Genomic DNA, 26622 nt, shown 5'->3' with positions numbered 1-26622 from the left:
ACAAATCACCTGACACCGGTCACTCCACTGATCCGTAACGCACCCTGCGGACCATGCCGACCACAGACCTGGATAGCTTCCACATGATCGTCATTCTCTCGTTTCTCCTCGGCGCGGCAATCGGTGCCTTCAAGGCCCGCAAACGTGGCGGCAATGTCGCCGACATGCTGCAATACGGGGCTGTCTACGCCATCATCTTTGGTATTGTTGGCCTGTTCGTTACAATCATCATCGACCGCACCCTGTTCTGATCTCCCACAGATCCCGACCACGCCGGAGGCCCCATGTTCCAGCCCTTCTTCGAGAATCTGCGCAACGCCGCCGTGCCGGTGAGCCTGCGCGAATATCTCGCCTTTCTCGAAGGGCTGAAGGCGGGGCTGGCCACCTATGACGTTGAGGCGTTTTATTACCTCGCCCGTGTGGTGATGGTGAAGGACGAGCGCCACCTCGACCGCTTTGACCGCGCCTTTGCCGCCACCTTCGAAGGGCTCGACCAGATCCCCGCCTCTGCGGTGATGGAGGCGGTCGACATCCCCGAGGAATGGCTGCGCAAGATGGCCGAAAAGCATCTGAGCGCCGAGGAACGCGCCGAGATCGAGGCGCTGGGTGGCTTTGACAAGCTGATGGAGACGCTGAAGGAGCGCCTGAAGGACCAGGAGGGCCGCCATCAGGGCGGCAACAAGTGGATCGGCACCGCCGGCACCTCGCCCTTTGGCGCTTATGGCTACAACCCCGAAGGCGTGCGCATCGGCCAGAACGAAAGCCGCCATCAGCGCGCGGTCAAGGTCTGGGACAAGCGTGACTTCAAGAACCTGGACGGCGATGTCGAACTCGGCACCCGCAACATCAAGGTCGCCCTGAAACGCCTGCGCCGCTGGGTCCGCGAAGGCGCCGCCGAAGAGCTGGATCTCGACGGCACCATCCGTTCCACCGCCGAGAACGGCTATCTCGACGTCAAGACCCGGCCAGAGCGCCACAATGCCGCCAAGGTGCTGCTGTTCCTCGACGTTGGCGGCTCCATGGATCCGCATATCAAGGTGGTGGAGGAGCTGTTCTCCGCCGCGCGCAGCGAGTTCAAGCATCTGGAATATTACTACTTCCACAATTGCCTTTACGAGGGCGTGTGGCGTGACAACCGCCGCCGCTGGGACGCGCAGACGCCGACCCATGAGGTGCTGCGCACCTATGGTCCGGACTACAAATGCATCTTTGTCGGCGATGCCTCGATGAGCCCTTACGAGATCGCCTACCCCGGCGGCGCCAATGAGCATTGGAACCAGGAGGCCGGTCAGGTCTGGCTGCAGCGCGCCCGCGAACAATGGGGAGCGCATCTGTGGATCAACCCGGTGCCGGAGAAATACTGGGAGTACACCCATTCGATCCAGATGATCCGCGAGATCTTCGAGGACCGCATGGTGCCGATGACTCTCGACGGGCTGGAGCGCGGCATGCGCGACCTGACCCGCTGAGCCGCATCACTCTCGCGAGCTAACACATTGCAAACGCAACGTTCTGACAGGGCGCAGCCCGCATCTGGGTGCGATCTGCGGGCGTGGCCCAACAAAAAGTATCTGCCTTCCTGCCCAATTGTTTCGTGCGCGAAACACAAGGTCAGCCCTCCTGACCTGTTCAGTCTGTTTGGCCTAACCGCCCCATAGACCCCAGGCCCCCAGCAGCATCACCGGGACAAACAACCAGCCCTGCGGCAGCACCGCATAGGACAGCCGCCGCAGCGGTGGTACGGAAATACCGATCCCGGCGCTCATCGCCGCCAGCAGCACTCCGGCCAGCGCCATGTCGCGGCGCCCCAGTGCTCCGAGAGCGAGAAACAGCGCCATCAGGGCCAGCATGCCAGTCACCAGATGCCAGCACAGGATCATGGTTTCGCGCACCTCGTCCGGCAGCGTCGTGTTCGCCGCCAGCGGGCGTTCGCACTGCCGTCCGCCGATGATCGCATGCACCAGCATCCAGCATGTCGAAAGCCCGGCCGCACTCAACAAATAGAGGTTCATTCCAATATCCCTTGCCCGCATCTGTCGCCAGGGAACCACGCGTCACCGCCCCGCGCCACAGGCACATGGTCGCAGGTCGTCAAGGGAGAGCTCCCGCCCCTGTTTCCGCAGGCACAGCCTGCGTCAAAAGCGTTGGGCCGGGCGGCGGCCGCGCCGCAGGCGCGGCCGCCGCCCTCGCGCGATTTGCAAAGCAAAGCGCAACACCTCTGACCTAGTTACTCAAGAGCGCGCCTCACCCGCGGTCCATCACCTCGACCGATAGGATGGTGGGCAGATGCCGGGCGATCTCCTGCCACGCATCGCCTTCGTCAAAACTGGCGAAGACAGAGCCGGAGTTTGTGCCGAAATAGACCCCTGCCGGGTCGCGCCGGTCCCCGGCCATCGCCTGTCGCAACACGGTGAAGAAACACCCTTCCTGCGGCAGGCCGGCCCGACAGTCCTGCCAGCTCTCGCCTCCATCGCGCGACCGCCACACCGCCGCCGCCGCCTCCGGTGGGAACCGCCCGGCGCTGTCGCCGTTGAGCGGCAGGGTCCAGATCACCTCCGGGTCGCGCGGATGCACATGGATCGGAAAGCCGAAGGTCGAGGGCAGCCCGGCGTTGATATCCTCCCAGCTGCGGCCCCCATCGCGGGATTTCCAGACCCCGTGGTGGTTCTGCTGGTAGATCAGCTCGCCGCCCCCCGGTGCCCGCACCATGTTGTGCACGCAATGTCCGGTTTCCCCGTCCCGCGGTGCCGCCGGGTGGTCATGATGGGCGCAGCCCTCCGCATTGGACAGCCGGTTGCGCCGCTCCCAGGTTATGCCGCCATCCTCGCTGGCAAAGACGCCGGCGGCGGAGATCCCGCACCACAGATGCGAGGGACGCTCCGGGTCGGTCAGGATCGTATGCAACACCAGCCCCGCCGCGCCCGGGGTCCAGCTGTCAGACGATGGATGAGTGCTCAGCCCCTCCACAAGGGTCCAGCTTTGACCGCCATCCACGCTGCGCAACAGGTTGGCGGGTTTTGTGCCAGCATAGAGCACGCCTGCACCGACCCCCAACGACCAGATCTGCTGGAAGTCGCTGTCAAAGGGCAGCTCCACCGGCTCATAGCCGATCATCGCGGCAAACTCCGGGTCTTTTTCGGCCCAGTCATCCGTGGTGCCCCGTGTCAGCCGGGTCACCTGCCAGCTCTCGCCGTCATCGGGGGAGTGCCAGATCCCGGCGCCGGTCCACTCGCCGCCACCGCCAGCCCAGATCTCACCACTGGCAGGATCCCCCACCACATGGTTGATCCCCCAGCCGTCACAGAACGGCCCGCGCACCCGCCATTCGCTTCGCTCTGCGCCACCGTCGATCAGGAACGCGCCCTTGGTCGTGCCCACCAGTACCGTCAACGTGCCATCCATCACTGACCCTCCTCTGCCTGGCTATCGCTGGCGCAAGGGTAACATGAACCGCCCCACAGCTGGCGTGAAATCCCGCAAACCGCTTGTCGCGGGCCCGAAACACGCCCATATCACAAGTCATGCTGAGACTGACTCCCATCCTCCTCGCCGTGATCTACGGGCTGGTCATGTACCGCCTGTCCGTTTGGCGCACCCATCGCGAGCTGGACGCCCGCTCCACCGAGCTGGCAGACCCGCACCTGAAGCGCATGACAGACCGGCTCGCCGCGGCGCTGGAGCTGCCGCGCATCCCGGTCTACATCTACGAGATCGACCCGGTGAACGGACTGGCCGCACCGGATGGGCGGATCTTCATCACCCGCGGCTTTTATCGCAAGTTCCAGAGCGGTGAGGTCTCCGACGCCGAGATGGCCAGCGTCATCGCCCATGAACTGGGCCATGTGGCGCTGGGACATGCCAAGAAGCGGATGATCGACTTTTCCGGCCAGAACGCCTTGCGCACCATGTTGATGATGGTGATCGGCCGCTTCATCCCGGTGATCGGCCCGTGGATTGCCGGCGCGCTGACCAGCCTGATCGCCGCGCGCCTGTCGCGGGGGGATGAATATGAGGCGGATGAATATGCCGCCGCACTTCTGACCAAGGCCGGCATCGGCGTGGAGCCGCAAAAGAGCCTGTTCCGCAAACTCGAAGAGCTGACCAATGCACGGGCCGGCATGGCGCCTGCCTGGCTGATGAGCCACCCCAAGACCGAAGAGCGCATTGCCGCGCTGGACCGGCTTGAGGCCAAATGGGACAAGGGCTGAGCCGAACAGGCCCGGTTTCCGCCGCAGCCCTCTTGCGCACGTCACCACGAGACCCCATCTAGACCTTCCAGCAAGGAGAAGGTTTTCATGCGCTATTCCGTCCTCGATCTCGCCCCGGTTCCGGAAGGCTCCTCTACCGCGGACGCGCTGCGCAACAGCGCCGATCTGGCGCGTCATGCGGAGGGCTGGGGCTATCATCGCTATTGGCTGGCGGAGCATCACAACATGCCCGGCATCGCCAGTGCTGCCACGGCTGTGATGATCGGCCATATCGCGCAGGCGACCTCTACCATGCGCATCGGGGCCGGCGGCATCATGCTGCCCAATCACGCGCCCTATATGGTGGCCGAGGCCTTTGGCACATTGGCCGAGATCCACGGCCCGCGGATCGACCTCGGGCTGGGCCGCGCGCCGGGCACCGACATGGCCGCGATGCGCGCCATGCGCCGCGGCTTGCAGGAGGCTGGAGACCGTTTCCCGCAGGATGTGCAGGAGCTGATCGGCTATTTCGGCCCCCGCACCGAGGGCGGCAATTTGCGCGCCATTCCCGGCGAGGATACGCAGGTGCCGGTGTGGCTTCTCGGCTCCAGCCTCTATGGCGCACAGCTGGCGGCGATGCTGGGGCTGCCCTATGCCTTTGCCTCGCATTTTGCGCCGCAAGCGCTGGAGCAGGCGTTCGAGGTCTACCGCCGCCAGTTCCGCCCCTCGGCGACGCTCGACAAGCCCCATGCGATGCTGGCGATCAACGTTTTTGCCGCCGAGAGTGACGCCGAGGGCGAGCGGCTCCGCACCACCATGCAGCAGGCCTTTGCCCGCCTGCGTCTGGGCATGCCCGGCAAGCTGCCGGCACCGGTGGACAATATCGCCGCGGCCCTGGCGCCGGAGATCCTGGCCGGGGTCAATCAGGCGCTGACAATCTCGGCGACGGGGTCAAAGGAGACGGTGCGCGGAGATCTGTCGCGGTTGATCGAGAGATATCAGCCCGACGAGGTGATCCTGACCGGGCAGATCCACGACCACACCGCGCGCTTGCGATCCTTTGAGATTGCAGCAGAGATTTTGGGCGAATTGGGGAACTAAGGGCCGCGCCTGTCCGCGGGCGGAAGCAAAGCGCCCGCCCATGGGGCGGACCGACGCTGCCCGGTCTTGCGGACCGGGCGGTAGACTATCCTGCGGCCTTGCTAGGACCTCACGAACCCAGGGCCTTGGCGATCCTCGGCAAGCGCGCCTTTTTCAAGAGCGCCCGCATCTCCCAGGTCTGGCCGGACAGGCGATCAGCTTCCGCCAGCACCTTGGTCCCAACTGCGGCCAACCCGTCGCGATCCTTCAACCACAGCTCATAGAGCAGCTGATCCGGGCCCAGTCGCTCCAGCCCCTCCTCGGCGAGCAGATTGCGCGGGAAATCCTTGATATTCACCGTGACGATACCATCCGCATGACCGCTGATCGCCGACGACAGCACGTGGATGTCATTAGCATCCGGCAGCCACAACCGCGAGGTCACCCCCGGTTTCAACGCCACTTCAGCACGCGGCCAGACCGCGCGCAGGAGGGCGATTTCCGCCTTGGCCTGCACGGGGCCTTCGGGGCCGATCTTGGCCGCCGCGCGTTCCCATTCCCCGAGGATCCGCTCCGACCAGAGCGGGGTGAAATGCCCCAGTTTCGCCGCGCCCAGCAGCATCTCCCGCATCACCGTCGGGTAGAGCACACATGTGTCGAGCAGCAGCTTCATCGGGGCCTCTCCTGTCTCAGTCCAACCGGAAGAACACGGATTTCAGATAGCCGCTCTCGGCCAGCTGCGGCATCTGCGGGTGATCCGCCCCGGCATAGCCGGTGTGCAGCAGCTGCCCGCGCCGGCCACCCCGCCCGATGCCACGTGCCGAGGCATTGCGGAACAGCGTCAGATCGGCGGCATGGGAACAGGAGCACAGCCCCAGATAGCCGCCCGGCTTGACCAGCGGAGCGGCCAGTTTGGCGACGCGCTCATAGGCGCGCAGACCGGCCTCCAGCGCCGGTTTTGCAGGCGCAAAGGCGGGTGGATCGCAGACCACCACGTCAAATTGCGCGCCCTCTGCGGCAAGGGCAGCCAGCGCGTCAAAGGCATCGCCTTGACGGGCGGTAAACCTGTCGCCGTGGCCGGAGGCCGCGGCGCCCGCTTGGGCAAGATCAAGGGCGGCAGCAGAACCGTCGACGCAGGTCGCATGGCCTGCGCCCGCTGCCAGCATCGCCAGACCAAATCCGCCCACATGCGAAAACACATCCAGCACAGCCGCGCCAGGTGCCACCAATCGGGCGGCAAAAGCGTGGTTGTCGCGTTGGTCGTAAAACAGCCCTGTCTTCTGGCCGCCGGTGAGGTCGGCCATATAGGTCGCGCCGTTCATCTGCACTGGCAGAGGCGCATCGGGGGCGGCGCCCTTCAGCACCGCGTTCACATCGTCCAGCCCCTCAAGGCTCCGGGTGCGTCCAGCGGCATTCTTCAAGATCACCTCACAGCCGGTAACCTCGCCCAGTGCCGTGCTCAGAGCCTCCAGATGCGCGTCTGCCCAGGCGGCATTGGGCTGCACCACGCAGGCCGCGCCAAAGCGGTCGATCACCACGCCGGGCAGCCCGTCGGCCTCGGCATGCACCAGCCGGTAGAATGGCGCGTCATAGAGCTGCGCGCGCAAGTCCTGCGCGCGGGACAGCCGGGCGGCAAACCAGGCCACGTCGATCTGTGCCTCCGGATCACGGTCCAGCATCCGGGCGATAATCTTGCTCTCCGGGTTCACCGCCACCAGACCCAGGCGGGCGCCGGTCTCATCCTCCAGCACCGCAAGGCTGCCGGGGGCGATCTTCTTGGTGCGCCGGTCGGTCACCAGCTCATTGGCATAGACCCAGGGAAAGCCGTGGCGGATAGCACGGGCATTCGATTTGGGTTTCATCTTCACGCGCGGGCGTGGCGTCGGGGTCAGGTCAGGTTCTGTCATGGATCTCACATAGCCTGACTTCTGCAAGACCCCAAGACGTAAAAACAGAGGCGCGCGAAACAGAAGCCTCTGCCTTCGTTGCCGCTTGGGCGTAGCGCCTATGGCTTACATCTTATTCAGGGTCTGGAGCAGCCCAAGCCGCGCATTCCGGTAGGAGTTCGGGTCCACCAGAACCTGCTGGATGACCTGTGCGAGGTGATCGGTGATGCGTCGCTTCTGGGTCTCGCCCCGCGCCATCGCAGTGATCGCAGCCTTGCCGCCATAGGCCTCCAGATCGGCCTCCACCCGGCGAACATCGGACAGTGGCGTGCCGGTTGCCGGATCGACGAGGCGCATATCAAAGGCGATGGAGTGAACTCCGCCGGTGAACCTGCGCGCCTTTTCCGTCAATGCATGAAACCGCACCAGCTGAACCTGCAGGATTGCCTCGACAGGACCATTCATGCCCGCAACACCACGCTCCATGGCGCTCTGGACGATGGATTGGACCTGCTGGTAGCGATCTCCCGCGGGATCTTCGCGCCAGACAATGTCACCGGATGGCAGAAAGAGGTTCGCCTCCGTCACCCGCAGCGAGCGCGGCACCACCACCTGCACATCTGTTACCGAGACCGACGGCACCGGCAGCGGCGCAATCGCTGGGGAGATGGCGGCAAGTGGCTCGCCGTTGGCATTGCGGCTGGGTGGTTCGACCGCTCCGCAGGCAACAAGCGACAGGCACAGCCCCAAAGTCATAGTCAAACGCGTGATCAGCATAGAACCCCTCCTGGCCCGCTAGGGGGCCACAATCCACCGTGTTGCAGACGGTGTGGCAGCCAATCAGGGCAGGATTTCGACCGAACCCGCACATTTTAACGAGTTGTTAACCATTTTTCTGACCGCTGAGCGGTTCAGCAAGCAAGATTGCGGCGCGGCGCGCGATCCACAGAAGCCGAGCCACAGATCAAGGCCTCAGACCACGCAAACGGTCACTCACTGCGCGGGCGGGCGCGCCAGCCGCCGCGGCGCCTTGGACGGACGCCCCCTGCCAGACCATCGCGCAGCACGCCTGTCATCGGATGATCGGGATGCATAGGCCCATAGCGTTCCAACAGGGCCGAGAGAGCCGCATTCGTGTCTTGATCCATGGGCGCCGACAAAGCCCAGTCGAGAAAGATGCTGCGGCACTGCGCGGCATCAACCCCCTCGATCCGGTAGGCTTCGCGGATCAATCCCTTTGGGTCCAGCGCCCCGGCCTCAGCTGATGGCTTGCTCATCACTCTCGTCCTTCGTTCCCGCGGCGGCACCCACCGCGGCATCAATACAGGCGGCCGACGTCGCATAAGCTGCTTCCAGCGCCTGTTGCAGAGCGCCAATCCCGTCGCATCCGGTGCTCCGCTGAAGGAAGGCCGCGCCCCCCTCACCCCGTACCGCACCGTCAGAGCCCTTGCCCGCGATCAACCGCGCGGCGCTCTGTACCGACCAATATAGCCCATATGCCTCTGTCAGCCCTTGCGCCTGAGCGTCATCAAGCCAGCCACTGGCGACACCAGCCAGCAGCCCCTCTGCCACGGTCCGGCAGGATTGCCCCGCCAGCAGCGTGCCAGCCTGCGCTGCCAGTTCGATATCCAGCATCCGTCCCGGCCCGGTCTTGGCGTCCCAGGGACCATCCGGCGTCTTTGCCGCAGCCAGACGTCGGCGCATCTCCGACACCCCTGTCAGGACCGCTGTCCGGTCGCGTGGTGTCGCAAGGAAGTCGCTACGGAAGGCCTCGACCTCGGCGGAGAGATCCCGGTCTCCCGCGACGACCCGGGCGCGGGTCAGTGCAAGATGCTCCCAGATCCAGGCGTCGTTCTTCTGATACTGGGTGAAGCTGGGCCAGCTGGTGGCCACCGGCCCCTGACTGCCGGAAGGGCGCAGGCGCATGTCCACCTCATAGAGCCGTCCTTCCGCCATCGGTGCCGACAGCGCCGTCACCACCGCCTGTGTCAGCCGCGCATAATAGGGCCGCACCGCAAGCGGGCGTTTACCCTCGGACATCTCGGCATCGAGGGGGTCGTAGATCATAATCAGATCAAGGTCAGAAGAGGCTGTCAGGCGTCCGGCGCCCAGCGACCCCATGCCGACAATCACACAGCCCCGCCCCGGCATCGGTCCGTGCTTGGCGGCGAAATGTTCTGTCACCTTCGGCAGCAAGCCGACAATCACCGCATCCGCCAGCTCCGCATAATGCTGCCCGGCCTCCGCCGCATCAATCAGTCCACGCAGATGATGCACACCAGTGCGGAAATGCCATTCGCGATGCCAGCGCCGGGTCAGGTCCAGCTGACGCTCGTAGTCGCTTTCGGCGGCCAGCGCCTCCTGCAGTTCGGTGATCAGCGCGGCGCGCCCCGGCCAATCGGAAAAGAAACCGCCATCCAACACCGCGTCAAACACGGAGGAATTGCGCGACAGATAATTGGCCAGCGCTGGCGAGGTACCGACGATATCCACCAGCAGGTCGATCAGCTGCGGATTGGCCTCGAAGAGCGAAAACAGCTGCACGCCCGCCGGCATGCCGGCCAGGAAGCCATCCAGCGCCAGCAGCGCCTCGCCGGGGTTGGCGGTCCGGGACAGGCGGCCCAGAAGTTCGGGCTTGAGCCGCTCGAAGATCCGCGCGCCGCGATCTGACCGCAGCGCGGGATAGGTCGGCCAGCGGGCGATCACCGATTGGTCCAGCTCCTCGGGCACGGGCTCTGCCGGTTTGGCCGTACCACCGCCGGAGGGCACGAAGAAGTCCTCTGTCAGCCGATGCACCTCCTGCAGCCGCTCCCGCAGACCGGCGACAAAGCTCTCGGCATCCTCGTCCATCAGGCAGGCGATGCGGGCAAGCCCCTCCTCTGAGGTGGGCATCCGGTGGGTCTGGGCGTCATGCACCATCTGGATGCGGTGCTCGATCTCGCGGTGGTCGCGATAGTGACGGGCCAGCGTCTCGGTCACATCGGAAGAGATCCACCCGGCCTGCGACAACGCCTGCAGCCCCTCCACAGTGCCGCGCACCCGCAGCGAGGGATCGCGCCCGCCCGCGATCAGCTGACGGGTCTGGGTGAAGAACTCGATCTCGCGAATGCCGCCGCGTCCCAGCTTCATGTCGTGGCCCAGCACGGTGATCGGCCCACCGGTGCCCTTGTTCTCGCGGATGCGCAGCCGCATGTTGTGGGCGTCCTCGATGGCGGCAAAATCCAGATGCCGTCGCCAGACAAAGGGCGTCAGGGTCTTGAGGAACCGCTCACCCGCGGCGATGTCACCGGCGCAAGCGCGCGCCTTGATATAGGCGGCGCGTTCCCAGGTGCGGCCCAGGCTCTCGTAATAGCGTTCCGCCGCCTCCATCGCCAATGCCACCGGTGTGACCGACGGATCCGGGCGCAGCCGCAGATCGGTGCGAAACACATAGCCCTCGGCGGTGCGGTCGTTGAGGGCGGCGCTCATGTTGCGGGTGGCGCGCACCATGGCCTGACGCGCCTCCATGAAGTCATCGGGCGCAAAGCGGGTCTCGTCAAAGAGGCAGATCAGGTCGATGTCGGAACTGTAATTCAGCTCATAAGCGCCCATCTTGCCCATGGCAAAGACGCTCATGCCGCCAGCGGTGGCGATGTCGTCCTCGCTCATCCCCGGCAGCTTCTTGCGTCGGATCGCCAGGGCAATCTCCGCCTTCAGCGCCACATCCACTGCCAGTTCCCCAAAACGGGTGAGCGTGCCGGTCACCTCCTCCAGCGGCCAGTGACCGGAGAGATCGCAAAGCGCACAAAGCAGCGCGATCTTGCGTTTGGCCCCGCGCAGGACCGACTTCAGTTGATCCGGTGGGCAAGCGCGGCAGTCGTCGAACACCGTCGCGCGTGCGGCGAGGGGATCCGCGAGGGCGCCCTCGATCCAGTCACGCTCGGAGCGGATCAGGGTTTGAAGATACGGGCTACTGCCCGCTGCCCCTTCCAGAAGCGCGCGCCAATCGGCGGGCAAGTGGCCAAGCTCTGCCGTGACCTCGCGGCTGATCGCGGGGTCGAAGGAACGGGGACAGCGTATGATCTGAAGCGCATTTGACATGGCGGGAGACTGTGGCGCAGCGACCAGAGCGTCAATCCCCAAATGCCAGGTGCCGTCCGCGCAAGATCATCGTTAAATTTTCGAAAAGCGATATTGCTGACGCCAAAGCCTGCGCGTTTTTTGAAGCACCAGACTCGCCGCGCCCTCCGTAAACACTCAATCTTTTCGGTAAACTAACGGTTCAGGCGCCGTAAGGCGCATCTACAGCCTTCCACAAATGCAACTATTCGGATATTATTGAAACAGCGGTCGCGCTCCCATTTCGGGGACCGAGTGATGCAGTAACCAGTTGTTTGTCTGGCGGGCTTGTTTCCGGCAGGCCGTCCGAAACCAGTGTTTTCGGACATTATACCTAGTACACGTGGTTTTGGGCGCGTGGCCGCACCTTGGTTTCCCTCTCTCTGCGCTTTTGCGTCATCCCGCGTCGCAGTCTGACGGCCTCGGCGCTGTTCTCGGCAGGCATGTTCCTACGCAAAATCAAAGTAAATGTGAAAAACATTTACATGCCCCCTTGCAGGGAGGCCGGTGGCTCCACATATCGGTGATGTAAATGATGTTTACATAAACCCATCACCGTGGAGAGAACCGATGACGAGTTATACCACCAACCTGCCGCCGACCCCGCACCAAGGGTGGCTGGCCAAGAGCGAAGCCTGGCTGGATTCCAAGGGCAAAGGGGCCTGGATCGCGGCAATGGTTCTGGGTTTCGTTCTCTTCTGGCCTGTCGGCCTTGCCATCCTTGCCTATATGATCTGGAGCAAACGTATGTTCAAATCCTCCTGCCGCCGCCGTTCGTCCCACATGCATCACGGATTTCACGCGATGAAATCGAGTGGCAACAGCGCCTTTGACGCCTATAAGGCCGACACGCTGTCGCGCCTTGAACAGGAGCAGAGCGATTTCGAGGCTTTCCTCGCCCGGCTGCGCGCCGCAAAGGACAAGGCCGAGTTCGACGAGTTCATGGATGAGCGGTCCCGTCATGCCGGTGCCGAGACATCGGATGATGACACCGCCGACCGTCCCGCCGGTCAGGCCTGATAGACACCCTGCCCGCCCGGAGCTGTTCCGGGCGGGAGCGCCGTTTCCAAATTTGCAGGAGCCCCGAATGACCGCCCTTCCCGATCCAGACATTCAGGCCGAGTTCTACTCCGGCGTCGCAGCCAAGCGGCTGTTTGCCTTCCTGATCGATTCTGTCCTGATCTTTGCCATCGCGGCACTGATCGTGCCGTTCACCGCGTTTCTCGGTCTGCTGGTATGGCCCGCCCTCTACCTGACGGTCGGCTTTGTCTACCGGGTCGCGACGCTGGCCAACGGGTCTGCCACATTGGGTATGCGGTTCAGCGGCATCGAGCTGCGTGAACAATCCGGGCAACGCCTGGATGGCGGCAGCGCGCTGTTGCACACCGTGGGCTATACCGTTTCCATGGCGGTTCCGGTGCTGCAGGTGATTTCCATCCTGCTTATGCTCACCACCGCGCGTGGCCAGGGGTTGAGCGATCACATGCTGGGAACCGTGATGCTGAAACGGCGCGCCTGACGCGCCGTTTTTAACGATGGATTGCGAGGCGTTAATCCATTTTTCACATGGCCACTTGTCTCGCGCGACCCTGTTGCTATCATCCAGATACTGCAGAATTGTCATTGGACCGCCGTGCCTCGGCGGTCTGTCCCGTTAGAAGAGAGCCACAGACGCCCCTCATGCGCCATACGCTTCCGATTGCTCCTCAGTTTTATGTGACCGCACCGCAGCCCTGCCCCTATCTGGAGGGCCGGATGGAGCGCAAGCTGTTCACCTCACTGCAGGGCAACGGCGTGGAGCAGTTGAACAGCTCTCTGAGCCAACAGGGGTTCCGGCGATCACAAAACGTGCTCTACCGACCGTCCTGTTCGGATTGTTCCGCCTGCATGTCGGCGCGGATCAACGTCGACGCCTTCAAACCGACGCGCAGCCAGCGCAAGACCCACAATCGCAGTCGGTATCTGGAGCGTCGCGCCACATCGCCCTGGGCAACGGAAGATCAATACGCCCTGTTCCGCGAATATCTGGACCAGCGCCATGCGGACGGGGGCATGGCCGACATGGATGTCTTCGAATATGCAGCGATGGTGGAGGAAACCCCGATCCGCACCCGCGTGATCGAATACATGGACCCTGAACGGAACGCGCTGACAGCCGTCGCGCTGACCGATGTGCTCGAAGACGGGCTGAGCATGGTCTACTCCTTCTATACGCCGGACCTACCGCAAAACTCGCTTGGCACCTTCATGGTGCTCGACCATATCGAAATCGCGCGCGAGGCGGGGTTGCCGTATGTCTATCTCGGCTATTGGGTCGCGGGCAGTCAGAAGATGGGATACAAGGCGAACTTCTCCGGGCTTGAGGTCTATTTCGGCGGCCAGTGGACACCGCTCAAGGATCCCGCTGCCTTTGAAGCCGAAGACCACCCGCTGTCCTCCGCGCCCATCGCTGAACAGGTGGCCAACATTCATCTGCCGCAGGGCCAGCACCCGTCAAAGAGATAGAGACCATGCAGCATCTGCATGCCTTGTCCCTTGTCGTTCCCGATTATGACGCAGCCATTGCCTTTTACTGCGGCCAGCTTGGCTGGCAGCTGGCCGAAGACGTCGAACAGGGCCGCAAGCGCTGGGTGCGCATCCTGCCACCGGGTGCCAGCCAGGGCAGCCTGATCCTTGCGCGCGCCGATGGCCCAACTCAGCAGGCAGCGATCGGAAACCAGTTCGGCGGCCGTGTCGGTCTGTTCCTCGCCACGGATGACTTCGACCGGGATCACGCCGCGATGCTGGCGGCCGGTGTTGTCTTTGAGGAAGAGCCACGGCACGAACCCTATGGCACCGTCGCTGTCTGGCGCGACCCGTTTGGCAACCGCTGGGACCTGATCCAGCTCGTCTAGATTTTGAATTCACTTTGGTTGATGAGGCCAGCCGCTCGGGCGGGCTGTCCAGCTTTGCGGCTGTGCTTTCCGCCCCTGAACGATGCCACGATGCGCAAAAGCCAAAGGGCCCCGCAGTTGCTGCGGGGCCCTTTTCTGTCTTGGTGTCTTGCCGGTGTCAGATCAATTCGGGATCAGCGCTGGCACGATCGTCACGATCGACGGGAAGAACCAAAGGATCGCCAGCCCTGCCACCTGGATCAGCACGAAGGGCAGAACCCCGCGATAGATATGCCCGGTGGTCACCTCTCGCGGTGCCACCCCGCGCAGGTAGAACAGCGCAAACCCAAACGGAGGCGTCAGGAAGGAGGTCTGCAGGTTCACCGCGACCATGATGGTGACCCATTTCGGGTCGAACGAACCGCCATAGATCACCGGGCCGACGATGGGGATCACGATGTAGATGATCTCCAGGAAGTCGAGCACAAAGCCGAGGATGAACAGCACGAGCATCACGATCAGGAAGACTTTCATCTCGCTGTCGAAGCTCTTCAGGAAGTCCTGAATATAGTGTTCGCCGCCAAAAGAGATCACCACCAGATTCAAGAGCTGCGACCCGATCAGGATGGTGAAGACCATCGACGTCACCTTGGCGGTCTCCCGCACGATCGGCGTCATCACCCCGCCCCGGAACAGCACCCAGATGCCATACAGGAGACCAAAGAGGGCAAACAGATAGCACGCATAGGCAAAGAAGAAGGCCGCGTAGCTTTCTGCCGGGACCACATCCTGATTGATGCGCAGGTCGAAGTTCACACCGGTCAGGATCGCAAGGATCACCGCAAAGGTGGCCCAAATGATGATACTGCCGGTCTGCCCCTCATCCTTCAGCTTGCGGTAGGCCGCCAGCATGATTGCACCACCGGCCCCAAGCGCCGCAGCCGGCGTCGGGTTGGTAATACCACCGAGGATGGACCCCAGCACCGCCACGATCAGAACCAGAGGCGGGAACACCACGCGGATCAGGTCGTTGCGGGCACAGCGCGCCGCCGCTTCACGACAGCCATAGAGCGCAAGCAGGGTCGGCAGCAGCATCCAGGCCACCGTGGCCGAGGCCGAAGTGGTTGGCGTGATCGCCACGATATCCACCAACGCCAGAACCAACAGGCCGATGGCCCCGAGGATCAGCGGCTTGGCATCGCGTGACGGCGCCACGCCACGGCCTACGGCCAGGGTCAGACCCAGCAACACGATCAGCGTCGCGATCCCGGTACCGATGGGAGCTGCGTTGGCGATCTTCTGCTCCAGCGCAACCGCCTGCTCGTCTTCCGAGAGTTTGGTCGCGGCGGCAACACCACCTGCGGCGTCGATCTTGACCTGCTCGGCCACCGCATCGTCCCAGGCTGATTGACCATGCAGGTCGATCATCGCTGCCTGACAGTCCGGCCCCACATTGGTGCGCAGCGTCGCGGTCTGCCCCGCATCCGAGAATGTGGAAATGGTGATGTCCTGGCTGCCAACCACGTTGAGGCTGCTCATCAGGACCGTGCCAACGATCAGCGCCGCCGGAACACCAAGGAACCAGGTCAGTCCCTCACCGCGAGTGATCGGCTCTTCATTGGCCGCCCCCATCGACACCGCCGGCGCCTTGTGCGGGTTCATCAGCGCGTAGCCAAAGGCATAAAGCGCATAGAGCAGTGCCAGCATGATCCCCGGCAGCAGCGCCGCCTGGAACAGGGTGCCAACAGAGACCACTGCCGGCTCGCCGAGATAGGTCAACGCGTCAGAGCACCCTGCCTCCTGAGCGCGGTTTTCCTGCGCGGTGGAGTAGAGATCCCCTGCCAGCGTGCCCAGCAGAACGATCACGATCGAGGGCGGAATGATCTGCCCCAGCGTGCCGGAGGCCGCAATCACACCCGTCGCCAGCTCTGGCGAGTAGTTGTTGCGCAGCATGGTCGGCAGGGCCAGCAGGCCCATGGTGACCACGGTGGCCCCCACGATCCCGGTGGACGCGGCAAGAAACGCGCCCACAACCACGATGGACACCGCCAGACCGCCTGGCAGCGGGCCGAAGACGCGCGCCATGGTGGTCAGCAGATCGTTGGCGATCTTGGAACGTTCCAGCGTGATGCCCATCAGCACGAACATCAGCACCGCCAGCAGCGTCTCGATCGACGCACCTGCAAGGACGCGTTCGTTGATGCGATTGACGATGAAGGAGACGTTGCGATCCATCGCAACTTCCCAGCCCTGCGGGAACACCGGTTCGCCGATGCGTGGCAACTCCGGGTATCGGAAGACCGAGATCACATCGGGTTTCACACCCGAGTTGACCAGATTGCTGTAGGCTTGGCTCGACGTATCGATAGCCTGGTGGATAAGAAGGCCACCACTGTCCAGCGCGGCGATGATCCCGAAGGAAATGACCCCGGCCCCGCCGATGGCAAAGGCCACCGGAAAGCCGGAAAGAATGCCCCCGAAGAGGCAGAAAAAGACGATGATCAGGCCGATTTCGACGCCATCAAGTCCGAATAGCATGTGAGCTGTCCCTTAGTTAATGAGCGCCTTCATAGGCTTCTTCACCTGCGCCAAGCGTATCCTTGTCGAGGTACTTCCCCTCTGCTTCCTCACCCTCGATGAACTCGAGGAAGGAGCGGTAGAAGAAGGCCACCGCATGCAGGAACACCAGTCCCGCAAAGGAGATCAGCAGGATCTTGAACAGGAAGTAGGCGTTGAAGCCGTTGGGCGAGAACCCGATTGTTTCGACATTCCAGCGCAGCGCACGCGCCTTCATGACCAGGCGATCAAGCGTGTCGGACGCCGAAGGGTTCGGCACGATCAGATGACGCCATAGGAAGAACCAGCCGTACATCCAGGTGATAACCGCAACCGGCATCATGAAGATCAGCGAGCCGATCATGTCGATGACACGTTTGGCCCGGTGTGAAATGCCAGCGTAAATCAGATCAACCCGCACGTGGCCGCCCTGCACGAAAGTGTAGGTTACGCAGAAACACACCACGAGGGCGTTGTAGAGTTTCAGCTCTTCGGCGAACCAGGAAATGTCTTTTTCCAGCGCGATCCCAAGACCGAAGCTCATGTCCGGGCGGGCAAAGACGCGCTGCATGAACACGATGATGATCTGCTGGACCACCATCAGCAACCCGGCCCACGCAAAGATCCGGCCCAGCGTGTTGGCAAAGCCCTCAAGCGCGCGCACCATGCCCCACATGAAGCCGCGGAAGTAGAGCCCCACGCCGGTCAGCGCCAAGAATGTGGTGAAGACCACAAAGAAAAACTCGACCGAGCCACCGTAATAGACAAAGCGCATCACCGCTTCTTTGTCCTCGGTAGTGTTCGCCCAGGTCAGCCAGCCAAGCCAGAGCTCGGGATGGGTGATGGCATAGCCAAGATTATAAAAGGCGCCAAAAACATTAGAGACGAGCCACCACAGGAAGCCGCCAATTGCGCCAAAAAAGGAAATACTCATGTCGTCCTGCATGGCTCCCCCGGAAGTTCAGCAGGCGGTCAGGGGGCGTCTGGCAACGGAACATCCGGAGACGCGCACCTCAAGACCGCAAGTGCAAAAGAGATCCCCCGCGCGATGCGGGGGATCCGTTTCAAGTTCACAACCGGGGATTAGCCCAGAACGCGATCTCGCTGTGCCACATAGGTACCGGACGAGGTGTTGATCCAACCCGAAGACGACTTCATCGACGCCATGGCGCTGTCGTAGATCTTCTTGTAGAGCTCGTCGCCCATGTTTTCCTGATGCACTTCCATGGAGGCCTTGCCGAAGGCATCCCAAACGCTGTCGGGGAATTCCATGACCTTGACGCCACCGGCCTGCAGACGCTGCAGCGCCGCGCCGTTGTTGGCGAGGAACTGGCTGAGGTTCCACTGGTGCGCTTCGGCGGAGGCGATCTCGATCACCTTCTGATGCGCGGGCGACAGGCTCTCGAACACTTCGCGGTTGGTGGCAACGGACAGACCCGCACCCGGCTCGTGGAAGCCCGCGGTGTAGTAAGTCTTGGTGATTTCCTGGAAACCGGCTTTTTCGTCCGCCCAGGGACCGATCCACTCGGTGCCGTCGATCGCACCGGAGGACAGCGCCTGATACACTTCGGAGCCCGGGATGTTCTGAACGGAGGCGCCCAGTTTACCCAGTGCTTTACCGCCGAGACCCGGCATACGGAACTTCAGACCGTTGAAGTCGTCGGGGCTGTTGATCTCTTTGGAGTACCAGCCACCGGCCTGCGCGCCGGTGTTGCCGCCGAGGAAGGATTTCAGACCAAAGATCTGGCCCAGCTCGTCGTGCAGCTCCATGCCGCCGTCCTGGTAGTACCAGTTCGCCAGTTCCTGCGCGGTCATGCCGAAGGGCACAGCGGTGAAGAAGGCATAAGCCGGGTGCTGACCGACGAAGTAGTAGTCGGCACCATGATACATGTCGGCCTGACCGGCGGTCACGGCATCGAACACTTCGAACGCGCCGACGAGTTCGCCTGCGGCCTTGAGGTCAACGGTCAGCGCGCCATCGGTCATGGCGGTGATGCTGTCGGCCACGCGCTGCGCGGAGTCATGCACGCCTGCAAGGCCACGGCCCCAGGTGGTGACCATGGTCAGGGTGCGGTTGCCCTGGGCATAGGCCGGAGCAGCGAGGGTTGCGGATGCGGCAGCAGCGGAGCCGCCGATGGCGGATGTTTTCAGAAAGGATCGACGATCCATGGTGTTAGTTCCTCCCAAAACGTATCGGCCGCTCCGGTGCACGACACTTTGTCCTTGCGCGTGCGGCCTTCTTAACGTGACACACACCCTACCCACCCGGTGAGACATGTGAATACCAATTAATACGTAGACGCGGTGCTTTTTTGTCCGTAGCCGGACGAAACCAGACCAGAAATGCCTTGCGAAACTGCCTGCGCGCAGCTTTGTGAGGGGGCAAGCGGTTTGCGGGGTTTGAATCTGACCGTCGGTGCCGTAACGATTCGAGACGCCCCTCTGCCCGACCTCCCAATTGGCCAACTGCGGAACCGATATGATGATCCGGCGCCTGTTTCGCCCGAATTACGCACAAAAACTGTCTCTTTTGGCAACGCTCCCGCTGATTGTGGCCTGCCTGGCAATTGCCGCGCTGGTGGCGCATCAGTCGCGCTCCATGGCAGAGCGCGAAATTCAGGTCCTTGAACGGCAGTTGATCGAGGCGAAGAAAGCCGAGCTGCGCAACTATGTCACCCAGGCTAGAAACGGCTTCATGCACATCTATGGCCCGGCTGCTCCTGATGACGCGCAGGCCAAGCAGCAGGTCACCCAGATCCTCAGCGCGATGATTTATGGCAAGGACGGCTTCTTCTTTGTCTATGACTACGACGGCACCAATCTCGTCAGCCCGCGCCAGACGGACTTCATCAATCGCAACTGGTCCGGTCTGACCGATGGCGATGGCGTGCCTGTCGTCGATCGGTTTATCGAGATCGCGCGTCAGGGCGCGGGCTGGCACAGTTTCACCTGGGAGAAACCCTCCACCGGCGAAGACGCGCAGATGATTGCCTATGTGGTCGGATTGCAGGACTGGCAATGGGCGGTGGGCACAGGCGTTTTCATTGACGATGTGATTGCCTCGATCGCCACCTCCCGCCAGGAGGTGGAGCACCGGGTGCGGCGGACCTTTCTCTATATCGGGGCGATTACGCTGGTGGCGCTTTTGCTGGTGTTTGCCTCTGGCATGCTCTTGAACATCCGTGAACGGCGGTTGGCAGATGCCAAACTGAAGGAGCTGACCCAGAGGGTCTTTGACGCCCAGGAAGAAGAGCGTGGCCGGGTCGCGCGGGAGCTGCACGATTCCATCAGCCAGCTTCTTGTCGGGGTGCGCTACACGCTGGAAACCGTGAAACAGCGCATTGGACGCGGCGAATACAAAGCTGCCGCCGCCCCGCTGGAGAAAGGCGTGGAGGGGTTGGCAACCGCGATCACCGAAGTGCGCCGGATCAGCCGGGATCTGCGGCCGGGCGTGCTGGATGACCTCGGCCTTGGTCCGGCGCTCAAGGCGTTGACGGATGATTTTGCCAGCCGAACCGGGATAGAAACCGAATTCACCACGGTCGTGTTCCGCAACCGTCTGGATCAGGAAGCCAAAATCGCCCTCTATCGCATCGCGCAAGAAGCACTGACCAATATCGAACGCCACGCAAAGGCAACACGGGTCACCATGGATCTACGCGGCCACGAAAAAGGGGCGACCATGCGGATCACCGACAATGGCATTGGCCTGCCGCTGGACCAGGCGCGTGGGACCTCCGGCATCGGACTGCGGAACATGCAGGAGCGGATGGAACAGCTTGACGGTAGCATACACATTCTGTCATCTCGCGGCGCCACAGCTGGCAAGACCGGTGGAACCGTGATCGAAGCCAGCCTGCCGCTCAGTCACCTGCTGCCGCCGGGAGACGAGCTGGCAGCACACCGCCTGCCCTAGCGCATGCACCAAGGAACCGACGGTTGATCGAACCGGGAGACACAACATGACCGCTATCACCCGCGTCTTGGTCGTGGACGACCACCCGATGGTGGCCGAAGGCATTCAGTCCATCCTGGAGGGGTATGAGGACATCGAAGTGGTTGCAGCCGCCGCCGGAGGCCGCGACGCCATCACCCGCGCCGAAGACCTGCTTCCGGATGTGATCCTGATGGATCTCAACATGCCCGATGTCGGCGGCCTCAGCGCCACCGAAATCATCCTGGAACGCTGCCCGGACATCCGCGTGCTGATCCTGTCGATGCATGACAGCCCGGAATATATCTCCGCCGCCCTCAGCCATGGCGCCGTGGGCTACGTGCTGAAGGACGTCCAGCCAGAAGAGATCAAGACGGCGATCGATGCTGTCATGCGCGGAGAGCAATACCTCTGTACAGGCGCTGCGGGATCGCTGGCGCCCAGCTCCGGCACCAGCCGCGAAGCGCTGACCGGTCGCGAGCAGACCATCCTGCTGGAACTGGCGCAGGGCAAGTCCAACAAGGAAGTGGCAATCGCACTGGATATCTCGGTGCGCACGGTGGAGACCCATCGAAAGAACATCAAACGCAAACTCGGCATTTCCTCCACCGCAGGTCTCACCCGCTATGCGCTGGAACATGGCGTGCTGCAGGGCACCGGTCGCGGCATCTAACGTTACCCGATGCCCTCAGGCCAAGCGGTGCGTCCGTCCGGAGATGCAGACCGCCCCACTTCATCTTTTCCCAAATATCTCGGAGCGCGAGGCAGAGCCTCGCACTGGGCAGCGCGCGCAACCGCGCTGCCGATCCGGCGCGCCGCAGGCGCTCCGCGTGGCTCTCTCAGCTACAAAAGCCACGAGACGTCAAAAACCACCCCAAATCTTCCCAATAATGTCAAAAAGCCACGATCTGACGAAAGAAAACTTCACAACAGGGGTGTAAAACCTGTCTTTTCCCTGTTGACCCTCCCCGCCGACGCTCATAATGTCGCCGATGAACGCATGAAGGAGGCCACCGACAATGGCAGGGCTAGTCGTAATTGTAGGACACACGCGCATGGGCCGGTGACGGTAGACCATAATTGAACCCATGCGCCTCCGATCCAGAAAATCGGGGGCTTTTTTATGCCAAGACCACTGAGTGAAGACCGACGCGAAGAAAGACGATGTCGTGAACTGGAGCAAAGCAGATGACACGTGAAATGACCGGCGCAAAAATGATCGTACAGGCCCTGAAGGATCAGGGCGTGGACACGGTATTCGGGTACCCCGGAGGCGCCGTCCTACCCATTTACGACGAAATCTTCTTGCAGAATGACATTCGCCACATCCTGGTGCGTCACGAACAGGGCGCGGTGCATGCCGCCGAAGGCTATGCGCGATCCACAGGCAAGCCGGGCGTTGTGCTCGTGACCTCCGGGCCCGGTGCCACCAATGCGGTGACCGGCCTGACGGATGCGCTGTTGGATTCCATCCCGCTGGTGGTTCTTACGGGCCAGGTTCCAACCTTCATGATCGGTTCGGACGCCTTTCAGGAGGCAGACACCGTCGGCATCACCCGCCCCTGCACCAAGCATAACTGGTTGGTGAAGGACACCGAGAAGCTGGCCGCCACCATCCATGAGGGCTTTCACGTTGCCACCTCCGGCCGCCCCGGCCCGGTGCTGATCGACGTGCCCAAGGACGTGCAGTTCGCCACCGGCGAGTACCAGCCGCCAAAGCCCACCGCCTCGCATTACCAACCCTTGGTGAAGGGCGACATGGAGGAGATCACCGAGCTGGTTGCCGCCATCGAGAAGGCCGAACGCCCGGTGTTCTATACCGGCGGCGGCGTGATCAACTCCGGCCCCGCCGCCAGCCAGCTGCTGCGCGAACTGGTAGAGGCGACAGGCTTTCCGATCACTTCGACCTTGATGGGACTGGGCGCCTATCCGGCATCCGGCAAGAATTGGCTGGGGATGCTCGGCATGCATGGTCTCTACGAGGCCAACATGGCGATGCATGATTGCGACCTGATGATCAACATCGGCGCGCGCTTCGATGACCGGATCACCGGCCGCATCGATGCGTTCTCGCCGAACTCCACCAAGGCGCATATCGACATCGACCCCTCCTCGATCAACAAGGTGATCCGGGTCGATATCCCGATCGTCGGCGACGTGGCCCATGTCCTGGAAGACATCCTCAAGGTGTGGAAGTCCCGCGGTCGCAAGACAAATGCGGAGGCACTGGCCAACTGGCAGGGCCAGATCAGCGAATGGCGCGCCATCAGCTGCCTGAGCTACACCGGCTCCGAAACCACCATCAAGCCGCAGTATGCACTGCAGCGGCTCGAAGCGCTGACCAAGGATCGCAATCGCTACATCACCACCGAGGTGGGCCAGCACCAGATGTGGGCGGCGCAATATCTGAACTTCGAAGACCCCAACCGCTGGATGACCTCCGGTGGCCTCGGCACCATGGGCTATGGTGTGCCCGCCTCGATCGGGGCGCAGGTGGCACATCCCGATGCGCTGGTGATCAATGTCGCCGGTGAGGCCTCCTGGCTGATGAACATGCAGGAAATGGGCACCGCGACCCAGTACCGCCTGCCGGTGAAACAGTTCATCCTCAACAATGAACGCCTCGGCATGGTGCGCCAATGGCAGGAACTCTTGCACGGTGAGCGCTATTCCCACAGCTGGTCCGAAGCCCTGCCCGATTTTGTGAAACTGGCCGAGGCCTTTGGCGCCAAGGGTATCATCTGCAAGGATCCGGCGGATCTCGACGATGCGATCATGGAAATGCTGGACTATGACGGCCCGGTGATTTTCGACTGTCTGGTGGAAAAACATGAGAACTGCTTCCCGATGATCCCCTCGGGCAAGGCGCATAACGAGATGCTGCTGGGCGAGGCCGAAACGCAGGGCGTGATCCAGTCCGGCGGCGCGGTGCTGGTCTGATCTTCACAGGTTTTCTCGCGCGGCGTGCCTGCCACGCCGCGCCCCGATATTTCGAGGAAAGGGACTGACATGTCTGCCCTACACATCAAAAAAGGCTCCACCAAGCACTCCGCCTACAACCTGCGTCCGAACTTTTCCGACGTGCAGGAGCGGCACACGATCACCGTGCTGGTGGAAAACGAACCCGGCGTGCTGGCCCGCGTCATTGGCCTGTTTGCTGGACGTGGCTACAACATCGACAGCCTCACCGTGGCCGAGGTCGACCATACCGGCCACCTGTCGCGCATCACCGTGGTCACCACCGGCACGCCGCAGGTGATCGAACAGATCAAGGCGCAGCTGGGCCGCATCGTGCCTGTGCATGAGGTCACCGATTTGACCGTTGCCGGCCCCTTCGTCGAGCGTGAGCTGGCGATCGTCAAAGTGGTCGGAGAAGACGACAAACGCGTCGAAGCGATGCGTCTGGCGGATATTTTCCGCGCCAAAGTGGTGGATACCACGCTCAACAGCTTCATTTTCGAGATCACTGGCACACCGGACAAGATCGACGCTTTTGCGGATCTGATGCGCCCGCTTGGCCTGACCAAGATCGCCCGGACCGGAGTTGCCGCCCTGCTGCGCGGCGAGTGATCCGCCACAGGCCGGCCTGGCCGGCCGAAGGCTCAAACCTGCAAAAGCGCACCCGCAAGGGTGCGCTTTTTCCGTTGGATCACGTAAAACCAGCCAGAAACGCCGCAGACCTGGCGACCTGATCAGTGTCAGCGCATCAGCGCTATGCGCGCATCAGTTCAGGAAACAAGGGCAGGATCGTCGCCCCGGAATGTTCCGTATTGGCAGCGGCTCGCTGTTCAGGCTCACCGCCCCGCACCGGGATCGACAGCGTCGTGACCTGCGCACCGTGGTGGACAGTATCGCGTCTATCTTCGACGTCATGACCAGCCAAAACCTCACCATCGACGACGGTCTCACGCTGAGCAATGTCACCAGACACCGCATCACTGCCCGCGGTCGGCACGCCAGCTTTCAGCACATCCGCAAGCCCCGGTCGCGTATCCATATCAACGACACGAACACCCGCAGCCATGCGTAGACCGCTTTCATATTGGCTTTTAAATTCCACGAGATCGCCCTTCTTCAACAGGGTGGGTTTGGACACCACATCCTGATGAACGTAATAGGCTAAATCTCCTTGATCTTCACACCAGATGACCGCTTTTGACTTTGCGGTATCGGCCCAGACGACAACCCCGATCATTGCGGACCCCTTTTTGCCCGACTCTATTGTGCGTCAAATTCCTCTTTTCAAACATCCCCAACTTTCGCAATGAGAATTGCAATTTGTGTCGGCGTTGATACTCTACAGCGTCAGGCATTTCAGAAAATGTCTCTGAATGGCGTCATGCCATGATACCCAGAAGAACCAGTGTCGGAGTGAGTGCGGACCAAACATGTTGAAAAAAAGCCGATCCCCTGCAGAATTGAGGACAGTCTTCGGAGACAATCTACGCATTCTGGCCCGCGAATACCCCTCCATTTCCGAACTCTCACGACGCCTTGGTATCAACCGCACCCAGTTCAACCGATATCTTTCCGGAGAGAGCTTTCCACGTCCCGATGTGCTGGACCGGATCTGTAGCTTCTTCGACGTCGATGCACGAATCCTCCTCGCTCCGGTTCAAACGCTTGGCCAGAATGAAAGCCACGCGCTGCACGGCAACTATCTGAAAGATTTCATCGACGCCGGGCTCAGCCGTCTTACCGAAGATATCTTTCCTTCAGGGTTCTACCGCTTTACCCGGCGCAGCTTCATCAGCGAAGACAAGTTCGTCGTGGGCATCGTCCATGTCCACCGGATTGACGGGGTGACCTACGTCAAAGGCTACGAACCCCGTGCTGGTATGCGCTATCAGGGCCTCTCGACCGACGGGCCATCCCGGGAATACCGCGGCTACATGACCTGTCACGAGGATGGCGTCGCCTTTGTTCTCAGCCGCCGAAATACCCTGACATACTCCTTCAACTATCTCGCACGGGTCTCATCCGCCGAAAACAGCCTCTGGGCTGGCTATGTCGCCCGTACCGTCCGCGAGAGCGAAAGCGGAGAGCGGGTGCTGCGCATGATCTACGAATATCTCGGCACTGACGTGTCGCGTGCAATCGCCGCTGCCCGCAGCGCTGGCTTCACCAGCGCGCCGGACATCATCCCGTTCCACAAACGGCTGCTGCAACTGGGCACCCCGTTCAAGTAGCCGGAGCGTCTACCCGGAGCAGCCGATAGAGATGCCAGCTGGAATGCCCCAGCCACGGCAGCACGATCAGCAGACCGAGAAACCCCGGCAGCAGCGCGACAAAGGTCAGCCCCGCCAGTAGCATGGCCCAGCCAAGCATCGGCAGCGGATGCGCCTGAACATAGGTGAAACTGGTGATCATGCCGGTCACAAAGTCGATCTCACGGTCCAGAAGCAGCGGCAAGCCCAGCACGGTGATCATGTAAATCAGCAGCGCGAACAGCGCCCCCACCAGAGTGCCGACAGCCAGCATGGTGACGCCCTGAAGGGTCAGAAAAACTTCGGTCGAGGTCGACACATTGACCATCGGCATATGCCCGAGAAACAGGGCAAAGATCATATGCCCGAGGAAGAACCAGAACATGAAAACGACGACGATAATGGCGCATATGGATGGCAATTGCCGCCCGCCCTGCTCAAGTATGACGCCAAAGATGCGGCGCGCATCCAGCCCTTGCCCCAGCTCGAGCCGACGTGACACCTCATAGAGTCCAACGGCGGCAAACGGGCCGATAAGAGGAAAACCGATGGCGGCCAGTACCAGCCAGTAACTCGTTTCGGTGCGGAGGGTGATCCAGGCCATCATCCAGCCAGCCAGCACATAGAACCCCGCAAAGATCAGGCCAAACATCGGCTTGGCCCGAAAATCGCGCCAGCCGCTGTACAGGGCCTGGCGCAAAATCGCTGCATTCACTGATCGCAACTCCGGCACCCCCATCGGGCGTGTGGGACTTTGCTGGTCGGGCCCAGTGATGTCTGTCATCTGCATCTCACCTTCCG

25 protein-coding genes are annotated in these 26622 nt (G+C 62.2%); 13 read left to right on the top strand and 12 right to left on the bottom strand.

The features are described from left to right. Positions 1-53 precede the first annotated feature (53 nt). Positions 54-251 (top strand): hypothetical protein, encoded by a 198-nt coding sequence (locus R0J92_RS04120; protein WP_411050818.1) that lies wholly within the window; start codon positions 54-56, stop codon positions 249-251. Between the two features lie 33 nt (positions 252-284). After that, positions 285-1469 carry a vWA domain-containing protein gene (locus tag R0J92_RS04115; RefSeq protein ID WP_106164534.1) on the top strand — a complete coding sequence of 395 codons (1185 nt, stop codon included), beginning with the start codon at positions 285-287 and terminating at the stop codon, positions 1467-1469. Between the two features lie 174 nt (positions 1470-1643). On the opposite strand, the gene R0J92_RS04110 is transcribed toward R0J92_RS04115, so the two are convergent. Next, on the bottom strand, positions 1644-2012 hold the full coding sequence (locus R0J92_RS04110; protein ID WP_411050817.1) for a hypothetical protein: 369 nt from the start codon (positions 2010-2012) through the stop codon (positions 1644-1646). Positions 2013-2244: 232 nt separating this feature from the next. Continuing rightward, the gene (locus tag R0J92_RS04105; RefSeq protein ID WP_411050816.1) at positions 2245-3402 is read right to left on the bottom strand and encodes an exo-alpha-sialidase; all 1158 of its coding nucleotides are present in this window, start codon (positions 3400-3402) and stop codon (positions 2245-2247) included. A gap of 119 nt (positions 3403-3521) precedes the next feature. Here R0J92_RS04105 and R0J92_RS04100 point away from each other — a divergent pair, with 119 nt between their 5' ends. Beyond that, positions 3522-4208, top strand: a complete 687-nt coding sequence (locus R0J92_RS04100) for a M48 family metallopeptidase (RefSeq protein ID WP_411050815.1) — start codon at positions 3522-3524, stop codon at positions 4206-4208. 87 nt (positions 4209-4295) lie between these two features. Further along, positions 4296-5288 (top strand): LLM class flavin-dependent oxidoreductase, encoded by a 993-nt coding sequence (locus R0J92_RS04095; RefSeq protein ID WP_411050814.1) that lies wholly within the window; start codon positions 4296-4298, stop codon positions 5286-5288. A 109-nt stretch (positions 5289-5397) separates the two neighbouring features. Here R0J92_RS04095 and R0J92_RS04090 read toward each other — a convergent pair whose 3' ends face one another. From R0J92_RS04090 to R0J92_RS04070, 5 genes are all read right to left on the bottom strand, one after another. Then, complete coding sequence (locus R0J92_RS04090) at positions 5398-5940, bottom strand: RSP_2648 family PIN domain-containing protein (protein ID WP_411050813.1); 543 nt, start codon at positions 5938-5940, stop codon at positions 5398-5400. Positions 5941-5956: 16 nt separating this feature from the next. Further along, on the bottom strand, positions 5957-7174 hold the full coding sequence (locus R0J92_RS04085; RefSeq protein ID WP_411050812.1) for an RSP_2647 family RNA methyltransferase: 1218 nt from the start codon (positions 7172-7174) through the stop codon (positions 5957-5959). A gap of 105 nt (positions 7175-7279) precedes the next feature. Continuing rightward, positions 7280-7930 (bottom strand): DUF6778 family protein, encoded by a 651-nt coding sequence (locus R0J92_RS04080; RefSeq protein ID WP_411050811.1) that lies wholly within the window; start codon positions 7928-7930, stop codon positions 7280-7282. 212 nt (positions 7931-8142) lie between these two features. Then, on the bottom strand, positions 8143-8430 hold the full coding sequence (locus R0J92_RS04075) for a hypothetical protein (protein ID WP_106164527.1): 288 nt from the start codon (positions 8428-8430) through the stop codon (positions 8143-8145). Further along, a complete protein-coding gene (locus tag R0J92_RS04070) occupies positions 8411-11233 on the bottom strand; it encodes a glutamine-synthetase adenylyltransferase (protein ID WP_411050810.1) in 2823 nt (940 codons plus the stop codon). The genes R0J92_RS04075 and R0J92_RS04070 overlap by 20 nt, the downstream gene beginning before the upstream one ends. A gap of 588 nt (positions 11234-11821) precedes the next feature. Between R0J92_RS04070 and R0J92_RS04065 the strand changes: the two genes are divergently transcribed. The 4 genes from R0J92_RS04065 (at position 11822) to R0J92_RS04050 (ending at position 14145) form a co-directional block, all read left to right on the top strand. Further along, positions 11822-12271 (top strand): DUF2852 domain-containing protein, encoded by a 450-nt coding sequence (locus R0J92_RS04065; protein ID WP_106164525.1) that lies wholly within the window; start codon positions 11822-11824, stop codon positions 12269-12271. A gap of 67 nt (positions 12272-12338) precedes the next feature. Beyond that, positions 12339-12770, top strand: a complete 432-nt coding sequence (locus tag R0J92_RS04060; protein WP_411050809.1) for an RDD family protein — start codon at positions 12339-12341, stop codon at positions 12768-12770. Positions 12771-12931: 161 nt separating this feature from the next. Continuing rightward, positions 12932-13756, top strand: coding sequence for an arginyltransferase (locus tag R0J92_RS04055; RefSeq protein ID WP_106164523.1), 825 nt, complete (start codon positions 12932-12934; stop codon positions 13754-13756). A 5-nt stretch (positions 13757-13761) separates the two neighbouring features. After that, on the top strand, positions 13762-14145 hold the full coding sequence (locus R0J92_RS04050) for a VOC family protein (RefSeq protein ID WP_411050808.1): 384 nt from the start codon (positions 13762-13764) through the stop codon (positions 14143-14145). Positions 14146-14307: 162 nt separating this feature from the next. Here R0J92_RS04050 and R0J92_RS04045 read toward each other — a convergent pair whose 3' ends face one another. The 3 genes from R0J92_RS04045 to R0J92_RS04035 form a co-directional block, all read right to left on the bottom strand. Next, complete coding sequence (locus tag R0J92_RS04045) at positions 14308-16662, bottom strand: TRAP transporter large permease subunit (protein WP_317385943.1); 2355 nt, start codon at positions 16660-16662, stop codon at positions 14308-14310. Between the two features lie 16 nt (positions 16663-16678). Beyond that, entirely contained in the window at positions 16679-17626 is a 948-nt protein-coding gene (locus tag R0J92_RS04040) for a TRAP transporter small permease subunit (RefSeq protein WP_411050807.1), read from the bottom strand. Positions 17627-17763: 137 nt separating this feature from the next. Further along, positions 17764-18849 carry a TRAP transporter substrate-binding protein gene (locus tag R0J92_RS04035; protein ID WP_106164519.1) on the bottom strand — a complete coding sequence of 362 codons (1086 nt, stop codon included), beginning with the start codon at positions 18847-18849 and terminating at the stop codon, positions 17764-17766. A 313-nt stretch (positions 18850-19162) separates the two neighbouring features. Between R0J92_RS04035 and R0J92_RS04030 the strand changes: the two genes are divergently transcribed. The 4 genes from R0J92_RS04030 to ilvN all read left to right on the top strand — a co-directional run bounded on the left by R0J92_RS04030 (position 19163) and on the right by ilvN (position 24184). Further along, entirely contained in the window at positions 19163-20596 is a 1434-nt protein-coding gene (locus R0J92_RS04030) for a cache domain-containing protein (protein WP_411051150.1), read from the top strand. A gap of 46 nt (positions 20597-20642) precedes the next feature. Then, positions 20643-21287 (top strand): response regulator transcription factor, encoded by a 645-nt coding sequence (locus R0J92_RS04025; RefSeq protein ID WP_411050806.1) that lies wholly within the window; start codon positions 20643-20645, stop codon positions 21285-21287. Positions 21288-21802: 515 nt separating this feature from the next. Beyond that, a complete protein-coding gene (locus R0J92_RS04020) occupies positions 21803-23554 on the top strand; it encodes an acetolactate synthase 3 large subunit (RefSeq protein WP_106164516.1) in 1752 nt (583 codons plus the stop codon). A 69-nt stretch (positions 23555-23623) separates the two neighbouring features. Continuing rightward, positions 23624-24184, top strand: coding sequence for an acetolactate synthase small subunit (gene ilvN / locus R0J92_RS04015; protein ID WP_106164515.1), 561 nt, complete (start codon positions 23624-23626; stop codon positions 24182-24184). Between the two features lie 142 nt (positions 24185-24326). Here ilvN and R0J92_RS04010 read toward each other — a convergent pair whose 3' ends face one another. Continuing rightward, positions 24327-24809: a hypothetical protein gene (locus tag R0J92_RS04010; protein ID WP_106164514.1), complete on the bottom strand. Its 483-nt coding sequence runs from the start codon at positions 24807-24809 to the stop codon at positions 24327-24329. Positions 24810-25002: 193 nt separating this feature from the next. Between R0J92_RS04010 and R0J92_RS04005 the strand changes: the two genes are divergently transcribed. Continuing rightward, positions 25003-25803, top strand: coding sequence for a helix-turn-helix domain-containing protein (locus tag R0J92_RS04005; RefSeq protein WP_411050805.1), 801 nt, complete (start codon positions 25003-25005; stop codon positions 25801-25803). On the opposite strand, the gene R0J92_RS04000 is transcribed toward R0J92_RS04005, so the two are convergent. Continuing rightward, on the bottom strand, positions 25796-26605 hold the full coding sequence (locus R0J92_RS04000; protein ID WP_411050804.1) for a DUF2189 domain-containing protein: 810 nt from the start codon (positions 26603-26605) through the stop codon (positions 25796-25798). The two genes, R0J92_RS04005 and R0J92_RS04000, sit on opposite strands and share 8 nt — an antisense overlap. Positions 26606-26622 lie beyond the last annotated feature (17 nt).

Origin of the sequence: Tritonibacter sp. SIMBA_163 (assembly GCF_046535935.1) — a bacterium.
Taxonomy (GTDB): Bacteria; Pseudomonadota; Alphaproteobacteria; order Rhodobacterales; family Rhodobacteraceae; genus Epibacterium; species Epibacterium scottomollicae.
The sequence above is the reverse complement of the archived record's forward strand: the minus strand, read 5'-3'. Positions and strand labels throughout refer to the sequence as shown.

Coding starts and splice junctions, on each gene's coding strand:
- R0J92_RS04120 (WP_411050818.1), top strand. CDS start 54: ATGCCGACCACAGACCTGGATAGCTTCCACATGATCGTCATTCTCTCG.
- R0J92_RS04115 (WP_106164534.1), top strand. CDS start 285: ATGTTCCAGCCCTTCTTCGAGAATCTGCGCAACGCCGCCGTGCCGGTG.
- R0J92_RS04110 (WP_411050817.1), bottom strand. CDS start 2,012: ATGAACCTCTATTTGTTGAGTGCGGCCGGGCTTTCGACATGCTGGATG.
- R0J92_RS04105 (WP_411050816.1), bottom strand. CDS start 3,402: ATGGATGGCACGTTGACGGTACTGGTGGGCACGACCAAGGGCGCGTTC.
- R0J92_RS04100 (WP_411050815.1), top strand. CDS start 3,522: ATGCTGAGACTGACTCCCATCCTCCTCGCCGTGATCTACGGGCTGGTC.
- R0J92_RS04095 (WP_411050814.1), top strand. CDS start 4,296: ATGCGCTATTCCGTCCTCGATCTCGCCCCGGTTCCGGAAGGCTCCTCT.
- R0J92_RS04090 (WP_411050813.1), bottom strand. CDS start 5,940: ATGAAGCTGCTGCTCGACACATGTGTGCTCTACCCGACGGTGATGCGG.
- R0J92_RS04085 (WP_411050812.1), bottom strand. CDS start 7,174: ATGACAGAACCTGACCTGACCCCGACGCCACGCCCGCGCGTGAAGATG.
- R0J92_RS04080 (WP_411050811.1), bottom strand. CDS start 7,930: ATGCTGATCACGCGTTTGACTATGACTTTGGGGCTGTGCCTGTCGCTT.
- R0J92_RS04075 (WP_106164527.1), bottom strand. CDS start 8,430: ATGAGCAAGCCATCAGCTGAGGCCGGGGCGCTGGACCCAAAGGGATTG.
- R0J92_RS04070 (WP_411050810.1), bottom strand. CDS start 11,233: ATGTCAAATGCGCTTCAGATCATACGCTGTCCCCGTTCCTTCGACCCC.
- R0J92_RS04065 (WP_106164525.1), top strand. CDS start 11,822: ATGACGAGTTATACCACCAACCTGCCGCCGACCCCGCACCAAGGGTGG.
- R0J92_RS04060 (WP_411050809.1), top strand. CDS start 12,339: ATGACCGCCCTTCCCGATCCAGACATTCAGGCCGAGTTCTACTCCGGC.
- R0J92_RS04055 (WP_106164523.1), top strand. CDS start 12,932: ATGCGCCATACGCTTCCGATTGCTCCTCAGTTTTATGTGACCGCACCG.
- R0J92_RS04050 (WP_411050808.1), top strand. CDS start 13,762: ATGCAGCATCTGCATGCCTTGTCCCTTGTCGTTCCCGATTATGACGCA.
- R0J92_RS04045 (WP_317385943.1), bottom strand. CDS start 16,662: ATGCTATTCGGACTTGATGGCGTCGAAATCGGCCTGATCATCGTCTTT.
- R0J92_RS04040 (WP_411050807.1), bottom strand. CDS start 17,626: ATGCAGGACGACATGAGTATTTCCTTTTTTGGCGCAATTGGCGGCTTC.
- R0J92_RS04035 (WP_106164519.1), bottom strand. CDS start 18,849: ATGGATCGTCGATCCTTTCTGAAAACATCCGCCATCGGCGGCTCCGCT.
- R0J92_RS04030 (WP_411051150.1), top strand. CDS start 19,163: ATGATCCGGCGCCTGTTTCGCCCGAATTACGCACAAAAACTGTCTCTT.
- R0J92_RS04025 (WP_411050806.1), top strand. CDS start 20,643: ATGACCGCTATCACCCGCGTCTTGGTCGTGGACGACCACCCGATGGTG.
- R0J92_RS04020 (WP_106164516.1), top strand. CDS start 21,803: ATGACACGTGAAATGACCGGCGCAAAAATGATCGTACAGGCCCTGAAG.
- ilvN (WP_106164515.1), top strand. CDS start 23,624: ATGTCTGCCCTACACATCAAAAAAGGCTCCACCAAGCACTCCGCCTAC.
- R0J92_RS04010 (WP_106164514.1), bottom strand. CDS start 24,809: ATGATCGGGGTTGTCGTCTGGGCCGATACCGCAAAGTCAAAAGCGGTC.
- R0J92_RS04005 (WP_411050805.1), top strand. CDS start 25,003: ATGTTGAAAAAAAGCCGATCCCCTGCAGAATTGAGGACAGTCTTCGGA.
- R0J92_RS04000 (WP_411050804.1), bottom strand. CDS start 26,605: ATGACAGACATCACTGGGCCCGACCAGCAAAGTCCCACACGCCCGATG.